Source organism: Bifidobacterium sp. LH_558 (assembly GCF_056356295.1).
Genome location: NZ_JBKETZ010000002.1, coordinates 359,416 through 376,027, shown reverse-complemented (window position 1 = coordinate 376,027; position 16,612 = coordinate 359,416). Strand labels below are relative to the sequence as shown.

The 16,612-nt window shown below is 63.4% G+C and carries 11 protein-coding genes and 1 pseudogene; 8 read left to right on the top strand and 4 right to left on the bottom strand.

The window, feature by feature from the left end; translation table 11 throughout:
- Window positions 1-174 precede the first annotated feature (174 nt).
- From AC1AV0_RS04290 to AC1AV0_RS04260, 7 genes and pseudogenes are all read left to right on the top strand, one after another.
- Complete coding sequence (locus tag AC1AV0_RS04290) at window positions 175-1,290, top strand: alpha/beta fold hydrolase (RefSeq protein ID WP_476571424.1); 1,116 nt, start codon at window positions 175-177, stop codon at window positions 1,288-1,290.
- 64 nt (window positions 1,291-1,354) lie between these two features.
- The gene (locus AC1AV0_RS04285; RefSeq protein WP_476571422.1) at window positions 1,355-2,362 is read left to right on the top strand and encodes a LacI family DNA-binding transcriptional regulator; all 1,008 of its coding nucleotides are present in this window, start codon (window positions 1,355-1,357) and stop codon (window positions 2,360-2,362) included.
- Between the two features lie 375 nt (window positions 2,363-2,737).
- The gene (locus AC1AV0_RS04280; protein ID WP_476571420.1) at window positions 2,738-4,801 is read left to right on the top strand and encodes a glycoside hydrolase family 31 protein; all 2,064 of its coding nucleotides are present in this window, start codon (window positions 2,738-2,740) and stop codon (window positions 4,799-4,801) included.
- Window positions 4,802-4,959: 158 nt separating this feature from the next.
- Entirely contained in the window at window positions 4,960-5,814 is an 855-nt protein-coding gene (locus tag AC1AV0_RS04275) for a carbohydrate ABC transporter permease (RefSeq protein WP_476571418.1), read from the top strand.
- A complete protein-coding gene (locus AC1AV0_RS04270; RefSeq protein ID WP_476571416.1) occupies window positions 5,811-6,650 on the top strand; it encodes a carbohydrate ABC transporter permease in 840 nt (279 codons plus the stop codon). The genes AC1AV0_RS04275 and AC1AV0_RS04270 overlap by 4 nt, the downstream gene beginning before the upstream one ends.
- Window positions 6,651-6,824: 174 nt before the next feature.
- A pseudogene (locus AC1AV0_RS04265) lies at window positions 6,825-8,149 on the top strand (ABC transporter substrate-binding protein).
- A 346-nt stretch (window positions 8,150-8,495) separates the two neighbouring features.
- Entirely contained in the window at window positions 8,496-9,404 is a 909-nt protein-coding gene (locus tag AC1AV0_RS04260; protein ID WP_476571642.1) for a DMT family transporter, read from the top strand.
- 216 nt (window positions 9,405-9,620) lie between these two features.
- Here AC1AV0_RS04260 and AC1AV0_RS04255 read toward each other — a convergent pair whose 3' ends face one another.
- Both AC1AV0_RS04255 and AC1AV0_RS04250 read right to left on the bottom strand, forming a co-directional pair.
- Entirely contained in the window at window positions 9,621-11,033 is a 1,413-nt protein-coding gene (locus tag AC1AV0_RS04255; protein ID WP_476571415.1) for a glycoside-pentoside-hexuronide (GPH):cation symporter, read from the bottom strand.
- A 96-nt stretch (window positions 11,034-11,129) separates the two neighbouring features.
- Window positions 11,130-13,127, bottom strand: coding sequence for a glycoside hydrolase family 127 protein (locus AC1AV0_RS04250; protein ID WP_476571414.1), 1,998 nt, complete (start codon window positions 13,125-13,127; stop codon window positions 11,130-11,132).
- A gap of 224 nt (window positions 13,128-13,351) precedes the next feature.
- On the opposite strand from AC1AV0_RS04250, the gene AC1AV0_RS04245 reads away from it, so the two are divergent.
- The gene (locus AC1AV0_RS04245; RefSeq protein WP_476571412.1) at window positions 13,352-14,497 is read left to right on the top strand and encodes a LacI family DNA-binding transcriptional regulator; all 1,146 of its coding nucleotides are present in this window, start codon (window positions 13,352-13,354) and stop codon (window positions 14,495-14,497) included.
- A 40-nt stretch (window positions 14,498-14,537) separates the two neighbouring features.
- Here AC1AV0_RS04245 and AC1AV0_RS04240 read toward each other — a convergent pair whose 3' ends face one another.
- Entirely contained in the window at window positions 14,538-15,386 is an 849-nt protein-coding gene (locus tag AC1AV0_RS04240; RefSeq protein WP_476571410.1) for an ABC transporter ATP-binding protein, read from the bottom strand.
- Between the two features lie 48 nt (window positions 15,387-15,434).
- On the bottom strand, window positions 15,435-16,553 hold the full coding sequence (locus AC1AV0_RS04235; protein ID WP_476571409.1) for a taurine ABC transporter substrate-binding protein: 1,119 nt from the start codon (window positions 16,551-16,553) through the stop codon (window positions 15,435-15,437).
- Window positions 16,554-16,612: the final 59 nt, after the last annotated feature.

The following is a 16,612-nucleotide window of genomic DNA, read 5'->3' as shown; positions in this document are numbered from 1 at the left end:
ATCCTACGCGGCGTGTGGAACAGAGCGCAAAAACCGTCCGGATAATTGCAAAAGCTCCATTGCGAGCCGGGTCGGTTGATGCCTGTGCTGCGTGAAAGGAGAGGCGCGGGACATGCGCCGCGCGAAAGTTGTCACGGTGTCAATTTTGGGGTGCGGGCGGCCTAGAATGGGGCCATGCAATTCGCTCTGATTGATGAAAGCCGTTACTCGGACGAGATGCGCCAGACGGTGCTGCCGGCGCTCGCCGCCTGTTGCGACGAAGGATGGTTCGACCCCGCGCAGGCCGAACGCGAAGCCGGCTTGACGCCGCTGCCCGCAGGCGCGGATCCGTTCGCGGGCCCGGACGCCGCCGACGCCTCGTCAACCGATGGAGGCAAGCTGCATTATCTGTGTTACGACGTGGCGAAATTCGCGAGTCTGCGCGAATCCGGCGCCACCGCGGCCTTCCGCGGCGCCGTCGTGATCAGCCACGGATTCACCGAATTCGCGGAAAAATACAGCGAGATGATCTGGTACTTCCTGATGTCCGGATATTCGGTGTGCGCCCTGGACCATCGCGGCCACGGCAAGTCGGCGCGCGACATGGATAACCCGTGTCTGGTGTGGATCGACGACTGGCGTCGCTACGTCGCCGATCTGGCCGGTTTCGCCCAAACCATCGGCCGCTCGTACGCCGATGGGCGACCGCTGAATCTGTACTGCCATTCGATGGGCGGCGGCATCGGCGCGGCCGTGTTGGAACGATATCCCGACCTGTTCGACAAGGCGGTGCTGTCGTGCCCGATGATCGCGCCCGCCACCGGCATGCCGAACTGGCTGGCCCGCGCGCTGTCCGAGGTGATGTGCGGGCTCGGCATGGGCCGCACGCGCGTGTTCGGCCAGACGGATTTCGATGGAACGCTCGATTTGGAACAGCACCCGTATTCCAGCCACGCCCGCGAACGCTGGTATCACCAGATGCGTTGCGATAACGCGGAATATCAGACCTTCAGCGCCGCGTTCGAGTGGGTGCGCCAGTCGCTGCGGCTGAGTCGGGCGGTGTTGGACCGCGAGTCCTGCGCCGCCATCGAAACGCCGCTGATGCTGTTCCAGGCTGGGCAAGACGTGTGGGTGCTCAACAAGCCACAGGACCGCTTCATCGAACGGGTGCTCGCCGGTGGTGGATCGGCACGGCTGGTGCGCCTCAACGAATCCGAGCATGAGATCTTCGCGATGCCCAACGCCGTGGTCGGCCCGTATCTCGACCAGATACTGGACTTTTTCGCGGAACCGATTGCCGAGTCGGCCTAGGCGGAACCGCAGGTCTGGCTCGGGTCGCGTCGCGGCGGCGGATGGTGGCGCTATAGTGAATGCCGTGGCAACAATCAATGATGTGGCGCGTGAGGCGGGGGTATCCAAAACAACCGTTTCCTATGTGATTTCGCGCAATCCGCGCATCCCCGCGGATACGGCCGAGCGGGTGCATAAGGCGATGCGCAAGCTGGGGTATACGGTGAATCACACGGCCCGTGCGTTGTCCACGGCTAAAACGATGACGTTCGGTCTGCTGGTGAACGCGGACGAGAACATGTCGCTGTCGCTGACCCGCGGCGCGTATCTGTGCGAGCTGTCGAATTTCGCCCGCCAACAGGGGTACGACCTGCTGCTGATGAGCAACCCCAACGGCGTGCAGGCGATTCGCGAGCTGGCAAGCGCCCGCAAAATCGACGGTCTGATCATTATGGACATCGACCGCGAGGACCCGCGCGTGAAGGCGGCCGTCGAATCGAAGGTCCCGACCGTGTTGCTGGGCATACCGTCCGATTCGATGGGACTCGATCAGGTGGACACCGATTTCGAGCGTGCCGCGCGCGAGGTGGTCGACCTGTTCGCCCGGCAGGGGCATCGCGAGGTGGCGCTGGTGCATACGCCCGAGCGTCCCCTTGATGCGGGATCGAATTATGCGGTGCGATTCCGCACGTCGGTGGAGGCCGAGGCCGCCTCGAGGGGGATTACGCTGCATGTGCCGCCGGTTGAGGACTGGGATCTGGACCCCACGAAAAAACTACGGGCGGTACTCGCGCGCTTCCCGCAGGTGAGCGGCGTGATCATCGACGATGACAATACGGTGATCTCCACCCCGCAGGTGCTGATGGAGCTGGGCATCGATGTGCCGCGTGATCTTTCGGTTGCGGTGGTGGTGCCCGAAGTGCTGCGCGCCGGCATGTGCATTCCCTACACCGCGATCGACATCAATCTGCCTGCGGTGGCGGAGGAGACCATCGAAACCCTGTGCCGGCGCATCGCCAAACCGAATAGTCCGTCGGTGACCAGACTAGTCAGCCAACCGCTGACCGATCAAGGGTCGGTGCGCGCGCTCTGATCTCTCCTCCGGCGCCTATTTCGTTGTCGTCGTTCTAAGCGATTCGGCGTTCTCTTTTCTTTGTCGCTTCGTATGGAGGCATGGTGCGAAGGTGTGGTGAACCGGTTATATATTTGGTGTGTCGCATGATTTGACGAATGGCATGATGTGGCGTATATTCCTTAGTGGAACCGGTTCACCATCAAGGTGAACGGAACAGCAACCGGAAACGCCATGGCCGAAGGCCGATGGCGAGGCGGCCGGAAGCGTCGGACCGATGACGGTCGACGCAGAAGGCACCGCCGCGGCCGAAGGTGTCGCCGGTGAACAACGCAACGACGAAGAAGTCAATATAGAGAAACCGAAGCGGAGAAGTCGAGACAAGAAGGAGTCGCGATGGCATTCAGAACCGATGGGCGATCCCTCGAATGGCGAGGCGAGAGCGAGACGCTGCGTGTGGAGCCGTGGGGCGCGGACAGCGTGCGCGTGCGAGCTTCGAAGAAGATGCCGATCGCCGAAATCAACTGGGGTCTGCTTGACGAGCACCACGAGCCGGAAGGCGCCGTCGCCGTCGAAATCGACGACGAGTGCGGCGTCGCCACCGTATCCAACGGCAATATCGTCGTCACCGCCAAGGCCTTCAGGGAGGGCAATCCCGGCGCGGGACACACCGAAAGCCTGTGCGAGCTGAGCTTCGCCAAGGCCGACGGCACCGCGCTGTTCTCGGAGATGCCGCAAAGCGGTGCGCTCAAGCTCCACGCCCGCCACTACTGCCCGGCGGACGGCGGCAGCCAGATGATCGAAGCCACCTTCGTGGCCCCCGAGTGCGAACGCCTCTACGGCATGGGCGAATACCAGCAGAACTACATGGATCTCAAGGGCTGCTCGTTCGAGTTGGCCCACCGCAACTCCCAGGCGTCCATCCCCTTCGTGGTCTCCTCCGCGGGCTATGGCTTCCTGTGGAACAATCCCGCCATCGGTTCGGCGGAATTCGCCAAGAACCGCACCCGCTGGGTGGCGCAGTCCACCCGTCAGCTTGACTATTGGGTCACCGCCGGCGACACCCCCGCCGACATCGAACGCCACTACGCCGACGCGACCGGCCACGCGCCCGCCATGCCCGAATGGGGCCTGGGCTTCTGGCAGTGCAAGCTGCGCTACTGGAACCAGAACCAGGTGCTTGAGGTGGCGCGCGAGTTCAAGCGCCGCGAGATTCCGATCGACGTGCTCATCATCGACTTCTTCCACTGGCCGCATATGGGCGACTTCCGCTTCGAGGAGGAGTTCTGGCCCGACCCCAAGGCGATGTTCGACGAACTGCACGAGATGGGCATCAAGGTGATGATCTCCGTGTGGCCGCAGATCTCGCTCAAGTCCGAGAACTACGAGTACATGCTCGAGAATGGCCTGCTGGTCAGCGCCGAGCGCGGCATCGACGTGGCGAATATGTATCAGGAGCCCAACCAGTTCTTCGACGCCACCAACCCCGAGGCGCGAGAATTCGTGTGGAGCAAGTGCAAGGCCAACTATGTGGACCTCGGCGCGGACGCCTTCTGGCTCGACGAGGCCGAACCCGAATACGGCACCTACGACTTCGCCAACTACCGCTACTATTCCGGCCCGAACGTCTCCACCGGCAACATCTACCCGCGCGAGTACAACCGCGCCTTCTACGAGGGGCAGCTGGCCGAGGGCCGCGAGGGCGATATCGTCAACCTCACGCGCTGCGCGTGGGTCGGCGCCCAGCGGTACGGCGCGCTGGTGTGGAGCGGCGACGTGCATTCCACCTTCGACGATTTCAAGTCGCAGATCACCTGCGCCATCCACATGGGCATGGCCGGCATCCCCTGGTTCACCACCGATATGGGCGGATTTGCGCTGGGCGACGTCAACGACCCGACCTTCCGTGAGCTGCTGGCTCGCTGGTGCCAGTTCTCCTGCTTCTCGCCGGTGATGCGCAACCATGGCTACCGTTTGGGCGCCCAGCCCGACGGCCGGATGGACGAGGCGATCGTCGCGGCCGACGGCAGCCAGCGCGACCCCTCCGGCGTGAACAATGAGCCGTGGACCTTCGGCGAGGACGTCGAGCGCGTGTTCGTGAAATACATCAACCTGCGTGAGATGCTGCGTCCGTACGTGCGCGAGCTGTTCGCCGAGGCCAGCAGCGACGGCCAGCCGCTGATCCGCGGCCTGTTCTACGAGTTCCCCGACGACGAGCTGGCGGCGGATGTGTCCGACGAGTACATGTTCGGCCCGGATCTGCTGGTGGCGCCGGTCGTCGAGATGGGTGCCCGCGGACGGTCGGTATACCTGCCGGGCGATGCTTCCGTGCGTTGGACCGAGCTGCACTCCGGACGCGAGTTCGGCGGCGGCGAACGGGTCGACGTCGACTGCCCATTGGATGTGATCCCCGTGTTCGCGCGCAACGGCAACGACCACGGCCTGCTCTCCCGAATCTAAACGTTCCCTTTCTCTTCCTCCTCCATGGCGAGTGTCCGCGGCTCACGCGGGTGTCCTCGTGGGCCGCGGCCGTCTCGCCTGACCGATATCGGTGTCCGTTTCGCTGGTGAAGCGGTTCACCGCAGCAATATCCCTGCTTCTCGGAAAGGAGCATCCTTATGGTTTCCATGGTCGGCAAAACCATTCGCAAATGGTGGGCGCTATTCGCGCTGCCCACGCTGGCGGCCTTCATCATCGGGTTCCTCGCCCCGTTCTTCATCGGCGTCTACCTGAGCTTCTGCGAGTTCACCACCGTGACCGACGCCCACTTCGTCGGGCTGGAGAACTACACCAAGGTGTTCACGGACGGCACGTTCCTGCACTCCTTGTGGTTCACGGTGGCGTTCACCATCGTGACCACCATCGTGATCAACGTGGCCGCCTTCGCCGTGGCCTACATGCTCACCAAGGCGATGAAGGGCGCGAACATCTTCCGTTCGGTGTTCTTCATGCCCAACCTCATCGGCGGCATCATCCTGGGCTACATCTGGCAGCTGCTGCTCAACAGCGTGCTCGCCCACTGGTCGCGCTCGATCACCTACTCGGGCATGTACGGCTTCTGGGGTCTGGTCATCCTGCTGTGCTGGCAGCAGATCGGCTACATGATGATCATCTACATCGCCGGCCTGCAGTCCCTGCCCACCGACGTGATGGAGGCGGCCGCCGTGGACGGCGCATCGCCCAGGCAGACGCTGTTCAAGGTGACCATCCCGCTGATGATGCCCAGCATCACCGTGTGCTCCTTCCTGACCGTGACCAACGGCTTCAAGCTCTTCGACCAGAACCTCGCCCTGACCAACGGCGCGCCCTCGCGCATGTCCGAGATGCTTGCCATGAACATCTACACCACCTTCTACGGCCGCGTGGGCTACGAAGGCGTGGGCCAGGCCAAGGCCGTGATCTTCTTCATCATCGTGGCCGTGGTCGCGCTGATCCAGAACAAGCTCACCACAAGCAAGGAGGTGACCGCATGAGCGGCGGCAAGATCAAGCACGGGCCCTTCTGGACGGTGTTCTTCACCATCGTCTCGCTCGCATGGGTGTTCCCCATCGTGCTGGTGGTGATCAACTCCTTCAAGCAGAAGGCGTACATCTCACGCGACGCGTTCTCGATTCCGACCGGCAAGGCCTTCGTCGGACTGGAGAACTACACGCGCGGCATCGAACGCACCAACCTCATCGAAAGCTTTGGCTGGACCGTGGTGATCACGGTCGGTGCGGTGCTGCTCATCCTCGTGTGCACCTCGATGTGCGCGTGGTGGATCGTGCGCGTGAACAACCGTACGGCCAAACTGCTCTACACCCTGTTCCTGCTCAACATGATCATCCCGTTCCAGATGATCATGTTCCCGCTGAGCAAAATCGCCGACATGATGAGCCTGAACACCCCGTGGGGCATGTGGGTGCTGTACCTGGGCTTCGGCGCGGGTCTGGCCGTGTTCATGTTCACCGGCGTGATCAAGGGCATTCCGGCCGAAATCGAGGAGGCCGCCATGATCGACGGCGCGAGCGTGCCGCGCACCTTCTTCACCATCGTGCTTCCCATGATGAAGCCGAGCGTCGTGTCGGTGGCGATTCTGCAGACCATGTGGATCTGGAACGACTTCCTCCTGCCCTACCTCACGCTGGACCTGCGCAAGTACAAGACCATGAGCATCGCCATCCAGTACTTGAAGGGCGGCTACGGCTCGGTGGATATGGGCGCCATGATGGGCTGCCTGGTGCTGGCCATCATCCCCATCGTCGTCTTCTACCTGTTCTGCCAGAAGCACATCATCGCCGGCGTCACCGCCGGTGCCGTCAAGGGCTAGGCGCGAGGCGCGGCGGTCCTTCAGACGACCGAGCATCCGCCCGACCTGTCCGGCCAACTCAGCCAAACCCAACCATCAATCCATCCAACAATCCATCAACCAACCAATCCAATCCAACGTGTGCAACACACCAGTCTCCGCCACCCCGGCGGAGGCGCAAAGAAAGGAAACACCATGAAGAAGTCAATGAAGCGCGCCATCGCCGTCGCAGCTGTGTTGGCGATGGGCGTGCCCACGCTCGCCGCCTGCGGATCAAACACCGCCGTCGACGAGTCGAAGGGCAAGGTCTACTACCTGAACTTCAAGCCGGAAGCCGCCGACCAGTGGACGGCCATCGCCGAAACCTACACCGAGCAGACCGGCGTGCAGGTCACCGTCGAAACCGCCGCCTCCGGCACATATGAGCAGACGCTCAAGTCGGAGATGGCCAAGGACGAGGCGCCGACCCTGTTCCAGGTCAACGGCCCGGTCGGATACGCCCGCTGGAAGGACTACACGGAGGATATGTCCGGCACCGCCGTCTACGAGCAGATGGAGGACCAGAACTCCGCGCTGATGGACGGCGACAAGGTGGTCGGCGTGCCCTACGTGCTGGAATCCTACGGCATCATCTACAACAAGGATCTGCTGCAGCAGTACTTCGACCTGGGCGTCTCCTCCATCACCTCGGTCGATGAGATTGACTCCTTCGACGCGCTGAAAACCGTCGCCGACGGCATCCAGGAGCACAAGGACGAGCTGGGCGTGCAGGGCGCGTTCGCATCCTCCGGCTTCGATTCGTCCTCCGACTGGCGCTTCAAGAGCCAGCTCGCCGGCGTGCCGCTGTACTGGGAGTTCAAGGATGACGGCGTGACCGAGCAGCCGGCCACCATCAAGGGCACCTACCTTGAGAACTTCAAGGACATCTTCGACCTGTACATCACCGACTCCACCACTGAGCCCACCCAGCTGAGCTCCAAGACCGGCGATGACGCGAACTCCGAATTCGCGCTCGGCGACGCGGTGTTCTACCAGAACGGCACCTGGGCGTGGACCGACCTGAGCAACGCCGGTGTCGAAGCCGACAGCGTGGGCATGCTGCCGATCTACATCGGCGCGGACGGCGAGGAGAACGCCGGTCTGACCACCGGCTCCGAGAACTACTGGTGCATCAACTCCCAGGCCTCCGACCTCGACAAGCAGGCCACCGAGGACTTCCTCGAGTGGATGATCACCTCGGACGAAGGCAAGGACGCGCTCGCGGTCCAGATGGGCTTCTCCACCCCGTTCAAGACCTTCTCCGACGTGACCACCGAAAACCCGCTCATCGACGAATACAAGGCCGGACTCGAGGCCGGTAAGGAATCCATGTCGTGGACCTACACGATGATCCCGTCCGAGCAGTGGAAGAACGACCTCGGCTCCGCGCTGCTCGAGTACGCGCAGGGCACGGCACCTGGGATGCGGTGGAAGCCGCGTTCGTGGACGGCTGGGCGACCGAATACGCGGCCGCCGAGTGACGGACTCCAAGCGACGGCCATCGGGCGGCGGCAGCTGAATGAACAAATAAGTGACGCCGTCGCCAAGGCCGGCCGCTTGGCCACAGACGTCGGAGCATCATCGTAGGAACCTTTCTCTAACCTCGACATTCCTATCTGCTGCTTCGGCTTACGCGGGAGCGACTCCATGCTGTTTGGTGGAGCCGCTCCCGTTTTTTGTTCGGTGCGATTCGGCCGCCGTGCGCCATGCGCCGCCGTCGCACGCCATGCCTCGCACCTGCCCGCGCGCCCGCCCCGCCCGGTGACGTGCCCCGGTGCCATACTGGGGCACGTGAGTGAGAAGAATCGCGTGAGCGAGAAAAGTGGTGTGGGCAGGCGCGTGACTTTCGAGCATGCGCCGCGAGACCTGGTAATCGGGGCGGTGCTGACGTTGGCCGGCGGCACATTGTGGGGCGTCAACGCCACCGTCTCCAAAATCCTCATGGACCATTATCAGGCCGACCCGCTGTGGATCGCGTGCATGCGCGAACTGTTCGCGGGCGCGCTGTTCCTCGCCTGCGCGGGCTTCTCGACCCCGCGGCTGCTCTCCGGCGCCCTGCGTGACTACAAGTCGTATCCGAGATTCGTGGGCACGGCCATCATTTGCGTGCTGCTCTCCCAAGTTGCCTACCTCAACGCGATCGACTGGACCAACGCCGGCACCGCCACCGTGCTGCAGACGCTGAACCTGCTGTTCGTGCTGGCCTGGGTGTGCCTGCGCGGCCGCCGTCTGCCGGGTCGCCGCGAAACCGTGGGCGTCGCGCTCGCCTTCGTCGGCACGGTGCTTATCGCCACCGGCGGCGACCTGACCACGCTGAGTCTGCCGCTGATCGGCCTGGTATGGGGACTGCTGAACGCGCTCGCCACGGCATCGCTGTCGATTCTGCCCGCCCCGCTGATCTCCCGATGGGGGAATTTCACGGTCAGCGGCATGATGTTTCTGATTTCGGGTATCCTGCTGTGCCCGATCGTGCGCCCGTGGGCCACCGCCCCCGCCGGAATGGACGCGATGGGCGTGGGGCTGATGGTGTTCACCGTGGTGGGCGGCACCTTCGGCGCGTACTGGCTGTTTCTGACCGGTGTGATGCGCATTGGTTCGATGCGCGCCACCATGCTCGGCACCATCGAGCCGGTGACCGCGACGGTTTCCGCCGTGCTGCTCACCGCCGCCGTGTTCACGCCCACCGATTTGCTCGGTTTCGCCATGATCATCGCCATGGTGTTCCTCGTGCGCTGACGACGCGTGGGGACTCGAGAAGACGACTCGTCGCGGGTGCCGCCCTGGCCGCATATGTTCGCAAAGGGGTGAGTCGGGTATGCAGCGGGTATGCGAATGGGGGCTGGAACCATATGCGGTTCCAGCCCCCATGTCGACGGTGTGATCGCTTCCGCTGCCGATTTACTGAAAACCGATGGTCCAGCGTGCGGAAGGAGAAGCGGTCAGAGATCGCGCTCAGGCGTTGTTCAGCACTTCGGCGTGGCGCTGGGCCAGTTCGGCCTTGATCTGAGGCTCCATCTTCTCGAACTTGCGGTAGAAGCACATGATCGCGGCGACGACGGCGTACACGATCACCGGCAGCCAGATGAAGCAGAAGCTGATGGCGCTCAGAGCCTGCGGGGTCTGCTCGGCGTTGGCCACGTAGCCGTTGGCGTTCATGATCTCCAGCGGCAGGAATGCGCCGAAGCCGGAGCCGACCTGGATGCAGAACGCGGAGCCGACGGCGGTGAGGAAGCCGGCCGCGTGGATGCCGGTCTTCCACTCGCCGTAGTCGACGGTGTCGGCGAGCATGCCGAACGGCATACCGCAGGCGATGGCCGCGCCGATCACGCCGATGGTCCAGAAGATTACGGCAAGGGCCACATTGGAGCCGGCCAGCGGCATGAGGATCTGGCCGATCGCGCCGATGGCAAGGCCGATGATCATGGTCAGGGTCTTGTTCTTGAGCTTGTTGGCCAGGATCGGCATGGCGAGGGTGCCGATGATGCCGATCACCTGCACGCCGTTGAACAGCGAGGTGAGGTTTTCGTTGCCGAGGTTGTACTTGGCGTAGTAGACGGCCACGCCGTTACGGGTGGACTGGGCGATCCAGTAGATCACGAAGGCGACGACCAGAATGATCCACGGCCAGTTGCCCTTGGCGGCCTTGAGGGAGTCCTTGAACGGGATCGGCTTGTTCAGTTCGGGGTTGTAGTTGCGTTCGCGCAGGTTCTTGAAGGCCAGCACGAGCAGCACGATGGCGATCACGCCGTACAGCGCGGTGACGGCCATGAAGCCGGTCTTATCGCCGCCGCCGAGCATGGTGCCGAAGAAGCCGACCAGCGGGATGGTGAAGGAGGAGGTGATGAAGGAGCCGATGTTGCCGCCGAGCATACGGAAGGAGTTGGCGTTGTTGCGTTCCACCGGGTCGGAGGTCAGGTTCGGCAGGATGGCGGTGATCGGGGTCTGGATACCGGTGTACACGGCGCCGGCGGCCAGCACGTAGGTGATCAGCGCGTACCAGAACTTCATGGTCGGATCGGCGATGTTCGGAGCGGTGAACGCGATGAACACGGTGATCGCGAACGGCACGCACAGCCACAGGAACCACGGGCGGCTCTGGCCCCACTTGGTGTTGGTGTGGTCCACGATGGAGCCCCATATCACGGCGGAGATGGCGTCGGCGAAGCGGGCGACCAGCAGGATGGTGGCCGCGCCCAGAGCGCCGGAGGCGGGGATGCCGAACACATCGGTGTAGAAGTACATGATGTACGACGAGATGGTGACGTACAGCAGGTTGCCGGCCATGTCGGTGAAGGAGTAGCTGATCTTCTCCTTCAGCGGCAGCTTGACGGCGCCGGATTCAGCGGAAACGGCTGCATTGCTCATTGATGTTCCTTTTCTGGGTAGTTGTGGTGTTCAGTGATGAGGTAAGTGCGGATGGGTCGAATGGGCCTGGATGGCGGAGATTCGGCCCGTTTGGCATCAGAAGTCCGAGTCGAACCACACCTGCATCTGGCCGATCTCGCGGTTGGCCCAGGCGTAGTAGGGGATCATCTTCATGGTGACCGGCAGGTCGGGCAGAATCTCGGCGGCATCCGCGTACAGCGGAGCGTCGGCATTGTCCTCGGCGCGCTTGTAGGCGGGGACGGTGAGCACCTCGACGCCGTTCAGCTCGTCCGCATGGTAGGCGGACTCGACCTTGGCCGCGTCATCATGGCGGATGCGGTAGTTCCACAGCGGGCGGGGATTGTCGGATTCCTCGGCGCAGAACACGACCGGGCCTCGCATGACGGCGATGCTGCCGGCATCATGGCGCACGGCCGACTTGGCGCGCACGAACTTCACGGACATGTCGAGCGTCAGCTCCACGGTCGTCTCGCCGGAGGCGGCCTCGATGGTGACGAATCCGTCGCGCACTTCGGCGCAGGTCGCGTCCGTGCCGTTGACCTTCAACTCGTAGCGGTTCGCGGACCAGCCGGGGATGCGCACCATGAACTTGACCGGCTTGGCGCCTTCCGGCACCTGCACGGTGAAGCGCACATCGCCCTCCCATGGGAAGTTCGACTGCTGGTCGACGGTCACGCCGTCGAAGAACTGGGCGCTGTTGGCGATGAACTGGTGGGCGGCGATCACACGCTCGTCCTCGCGCACGGTGTACAGGTAGCGGTCCACGGAGGCGATGAAGCGGGCGATATTGGCCGGGCAGCAGGCGCATCCGAACCATTCGGCGCGGTGCATAAGCACATGCGCGCGGTCCGGGCTGTGCTTGCTGGCTTCGGGATCGGCCTCAAGCGCGTTCACGTAGTAGAAGTGCTTGCCGTCGAGCGCGATGCCGGAGATGGCGCCGTTGAAGATCTCCTTCTCCAGCACATCGGCGTATTCGCCCTTGATGGCGATGTCCAGCATCTCGCGGGCGAAGAAGCTCATGCCCACGGAGGCGCAGGATTCGCCGTACATGGTGTCGTTCGGCAGGTCGTAGTCGTAGGTGAAGGCCTCGCCCACGTGGGTGGAGCCGATGCCGCCGGTCACGTACATGCGGCGACGCACGATATCCTCCCACAGGCGCTGGGCGGTGTCGAGCAGTTCCTTGTCGTGGGTCAGACGGGCCACATGGGCCACGCCGGTGAGCATGTAGGCCACACGCACGGCATGGCCTTCGGCGGTCTGCTGCTTGCGGATGGTGCGGGCGGTCTGCGTGTACTCGTGGCTCCACGCGATCATCTGCGGGAAGATCGGGGTGGCGCCGGATTCGCGGGCGGCCTTGTTCTGCTTGTCGTAGAATTCGGGGTCGCGGCCGCGCACATCGATGAAGAACTTGGCGAGCTTCAGGTAGCGCTCCTCGCCGGTGGCCTCGAACAGGCGGGCGAGCGCCAGCTCGATTTCCGGGTGACCGTCGGCGCCTGGGATCTTGCCGTCCTCGTCGCCGAAATTGGCGTCGAGGCAGTCGGCCATCTTGCGGGCGATGTCGAGGGCCTGCTCGTTGCCGGTGACCTCCCAGTAGGCGACGCCGGCCTCGATGTAGTGGCCCATGACGTACATCTCATGGCTCTGCTGGATCTGGCTGAAACGCGGACGGCGCGCGTAGGAGCCGGACTTGATCTGGAACGGGGTGTCCAGATAGCCGTCCTCATCCTGGGCGCGGGCGATGAGGTCCACGACCTGGTCGCACAGGGCTTTGAGCTTGGGATCGTTGTTGTAGGCGAGCGCGTAGGCGGCCTCTTCGAGCCACTTGTACACGTCGGAATCCTGGAACACCATGCCGTTGAAATCGGCCTTGACGTCGCCCGCCGCGACCTTGAGGTTGCGCACGGCGTGGCTCCACTCGTGGCTCAGAGCCTCGACCTCAACGCCGGAGGGGTCCTCGGGGATGTCGATGCGCTGCTCGTCGTTGATGACCGCCCACTGGTAGGGGATCACCTCGTTGGCAACGTTGTTGCGATACTGCTTCCAGAATGGTGAGGTCACGGTGACTTTGGCCATGCTGTTGCCGCCTTTCTTGGGATTGTCATGCTGCTGCGCGTGAGCGGTTGCCGGCACTGCTCTGTTGCGTCCGCATCCGGCTCAATATCGTGGATGCGGACGGCGTGAAGTTGTTGATGATTGCATCGTATGAAAGTCGCGATGTTCGTATGCGTGGGTCGCATGGTTGCGAAAATTTTCCCAACTCGCGGTAGGATGGGGCTATGCCAGCCGATGAGATGCCCATGGGCGCAGCGCGTGCGGCCCATGCCAATGGGAAGGCAGACGCGCGTACTAGCATGTCCGCCTCCGGACATGGCGCAACGTCATCCATCGAATCGAAAACGAAGGTCACTCTTGCGGATGTGGCGAAAGCCGCGCACGTCTCCGTGGCGACCGTCTCCAAGGCGCTCGCCGACACTGGTCGAATCAGCGCGCAGACGCGGCGGCTGGTACGCAAAACCGCCGACGATCTGGGCTATCGCAAATCAGCTGGTTCCAAAGAACGCCGCGCGCATTCCGGGCTGGTGGGGCTGATCACCTCCGACCATAACGGGCGGTTCTCCCTGCCGCTGCTGGTCGGAGCGGAATCCACATTGGGCGCCTCCAACCATGCCGCGCTGCTTATGAGCGCGCATGGCAAGCCGGCGTTGGAACGCAGCCATATCAACCAATTGGCGGCGCATGGCGTGGATGGGCTGATCGTGGTGGGCGACACCACCAATCCGCGGCCGCCGCTCGCGCCGAACGTGACCATGGGATTGCCGGTGGTCTACACCTACGATCCCTCTTTTGACGAACGCGACTGCAGCGTGGTGTGCGACAACATCGGAGCCGGGCGGCAGGCCATCGAATATTTGATCGGCCAAGGTCGGCACGCCATCGCCATCGTGGGCGGATCCGAATCGTTCCAAGCGTCACGCGATCGCGCGCATGGCGCATTGGAGACCTTTCTGCTGTACGGGCTGCAGCCGGTGGCGCAGCTGGCGGACCGGTGGAGCGAGGAATGGGGCGAGCGGGCCGTCACGCTGCTGATGAGGGATTGCCCGCAGCTTGATGCCGTGTACTGTCTGAGCGACGAAATCGCCCGTGGCATGGTGCGCGGCCTCGCTGCCGCTGGCCGCCGGGTGCCGCAGGACGTCGCCGTGGTCGGACATGACAATTGGGATGTGTTCTGCACCAATGCGCACCCCACGTTGACCACGTTCGACAACAACATCGCCTTGATCGGCAAAACCGCTGCACGGCTGCTGATCGACGCGATCCACGGGCGTCCGCATCATGGCGTCACCGCAGTGGAATGCCCGATGATCATCCGCGAATCCACGGAATCCTCGCGCCGCACGCCGGTGCGCGGTTCGGGCTATCTCACCGGGCTGGAGGATGACTAGCCGTCGGCGCATGGGGGCAAGTCCCAAGCGCCGACGGCTCTCAGTCGTTCTGGTCGTCCTGCTCGTAGATGGCCGCGGTGATCATGTCGCGCAATTCGGCGAATCGGGGGTCGGCGCGAACCTTATCCATATTGTTGGGGTCGGACGGGTCTCGTGGGATGGTGATCGGGATGTCCATTTTCACCGTGCCGGGGTGCGCGCTCATCACGATGACGCGGGTCGCGAGGAAAATCGCCTCGTCGACGCTGTGCGTGATGAAGAACACGGTTTTCTGCTTTTCGAACCAGATGCGCAGCAGCTCGTTCTGCAACCGTTCTCGAGTCAGCGCGTCAAGGGCGCCGTACGGCTCGTCCATAAGAATCAAATCCGGGTCGCACGCCAGCACGCGGGCGATCTGCGCGCGCTGCTGCATGCCGCCCGACAGCTCGTATGGGCGGCGGTCGCCCGCATCCTTAAGTCCGACCATCTCCAAATAATGTTCGGCGGTTTGCGTGCGCTCCCGGGAGTTGACGCCTTGCATGCGCATGCCGAATTCGACATTGCCGCGCACGGTGAGCCATGGATACAGCGGCGGCTTCTGAAACACCACTCCGCGTCGCGGGCTCGGCCCGTCGATGACGCGGCCGTCGGCCACCACCTCGCCGTCGGAGGGCTTCTCGAAACCCGCCAGCATGTTGAGCAGCGTCGTTTTGCCGCAGCCGGAACGTCCGACCACGCAGATGAAATCCTGCTTGTTGATCGTCAGATTGATGTCGCGCAGGGCGGTGACCTCGTTGCCCTCCACGGTGGTGAACCGTTTGTTGACGCCGCGGATGTCGACCGCCACGCCTTTGGCGTCCATGGACTGCTTTTCGACCTGCTCGTCCCAGGTCATGTCGTGCTTGGCCATCGTAGCTCCTTCGTAAATAAACGTGTGCGGATGCGGAAGTGGGGCTGCTTATTCCCCGTCGGCCGTGTCGCCCGCGGCAACCGCATCGATCGCGTCGGTGTACAGGGCGTCGGCGTAGTCGTCGTTCACGGCATCGAGGCTGTTCTGCGTTTTGAGGAATTCCGCGGTGTCTTTGAGCGTGTCCGCCAGCTCACCGTGGAACAGGTCGCTTTGCTCGCCGGCGCGCGGGTATGTGTAGCCTTCGAGCTGCGTCACGACATCAGCGGGATCGTTACCCAGTTGCGACGAGATCATCTCGGCCGCGCCGTCGGGATCGTCGGCGATCAGTCCCGCCGCGTAATCCTCCACAGCCGTCCAAATCTCCATCACGTCGGGGTTGGTGGTGATGAACTCTTCGGACGCGACCTCCATATCGTAGGTCGCGGCGCCGGTCTGGGCGGTTTGGGCCGAGGATGTGACGATATGCCCGCCGTCGTCGCGCAGCGTGGAGAGCACGGGATCCCACACCCACGCCGCGTCTATCTCGCCGCGCGTCCAGGCCGCGGCCATTTTGTCGGGGTCCAGATTGATCAGATGCACATCCGTTTCCGACAAGCCCGCGTCCGCCAGCGCGGACAACAGACTGAAATGCGAGGTCGAGCCGAACGGCACCGCGATATTCGCGCCCGCGAGATCGGCGACCTGCGTGATCGAGTCGTCGTTGGCGACCAACGATTCGGCGTCGCCGATGACATCATGTATCCACACGATATCGACCGGCAGATCCAGCGGAGCGCTCACCGAACGCACGGCCGGGCTTGAACCCATCAGACCGATGTCGATCGAGCGCGAGCCGAACGCCTGCACGACGTCGCCTCCCGAATTGAACTGGCTCCATTCGATGGTGGCCTGGGGCAGGCACGCTTCCAGCAGCCCCATGTCTTTGACGATGAGGTCAGCGTTCGGAATCGCCTGCCATGCGATGCGGATCGTGCCGGTGAACTCGCTGTTCGAGTCGACTGGGCATTCGACGCCCGCGGCTCCGTTGGGGTCGACTCCGGCGAGCTCGTAGGCGGTGGGCATGGATCCGCATGCGGCCAGTGCGGTGAGTATCGCGCCGGAGGCCAGGGCCGCCGAGGCGCGGCGGATACGTCGGATTGAAGTGGTGGTGTGGGCTGGAAGTCGCATGATATCCCTCTCTGTTCTGCGCTATGTGTTGTGTCGTCCGTTCCGTCCGTCGTGTCGTT

What these genes read in the sequence shown, in the direction of transcription:
- AC1AV0_RS04245 (WP_476571412.1), top strand. Translation starts at nt 13,352, where the DNA reads ATGGGCGCAGCGCGTGCGGCCCATGCCAATGGGAAGGCAGACGCGCGT.
- AC1AV0_RS04290 (WP_476571424.1), top strand. Translation starts at nt 175, where the DNA reads ATGCAATTCGCTCTGATTGATGAAAGCCGTTACTCGGACGAGATGCGC.
- AC1AV0_RS04255 (WP_476571415.1), bottom strand. Translation starts at nt 11,033, where the DNA reads ATGAGCAATGCAGCCGTTTCCGCTGAATCCGGCGCCGTCAAGCTGCCG.
- AC1AV0_RS04270 (WP_476571416.1), top strand. Translation starts at nt 5,811, where the DNA reads ATGAGCGGCGGCAAGATCAAGCACGGGCCCTTCTGGACGGTGTTCTTC.
- AC1AV0_RS04250 (WP_476571414.1), bottom strand. Translation starts at nt 13,127, where the DNA reads ATGGCCAAAGTCACCGTGACCTCACCATTCTGGAAGCAGTATCGCAAC.
- AC1AV0_RS04240 (WP_476571410.1), bottom strand. Translation starts at nt 15,386, where the DNA reads ATGGCCAAGCACGACATGACCTGGGACGAGCAGGTCGAAAAGCAGTCC.
- AC1AV0_RS04275 (WP_476571418.1), top strand. Translation starts at nt 4,960, where the DNA reads ATGGTTTCCATGGTCGGCAAAACCATTCGCAAATGGTGGGCGCTATTC.
- AC1AV0_RS04235 (WP_476571409.1), bottom strand. Translation starts at nt 16,553, where the DNA reads ATGCGACTTCCAGCCCACACCACCACTTCAATCCGACGTATCCGCCGC.
- AC1AV0_RS04280 (WP_476571420.1), top strand. Translation starts at nt 2,738, where the DNA reads ATGGCATTCAGAACCGATGGGCGATCCCTCGAATGGCGAGGCGAGAGC.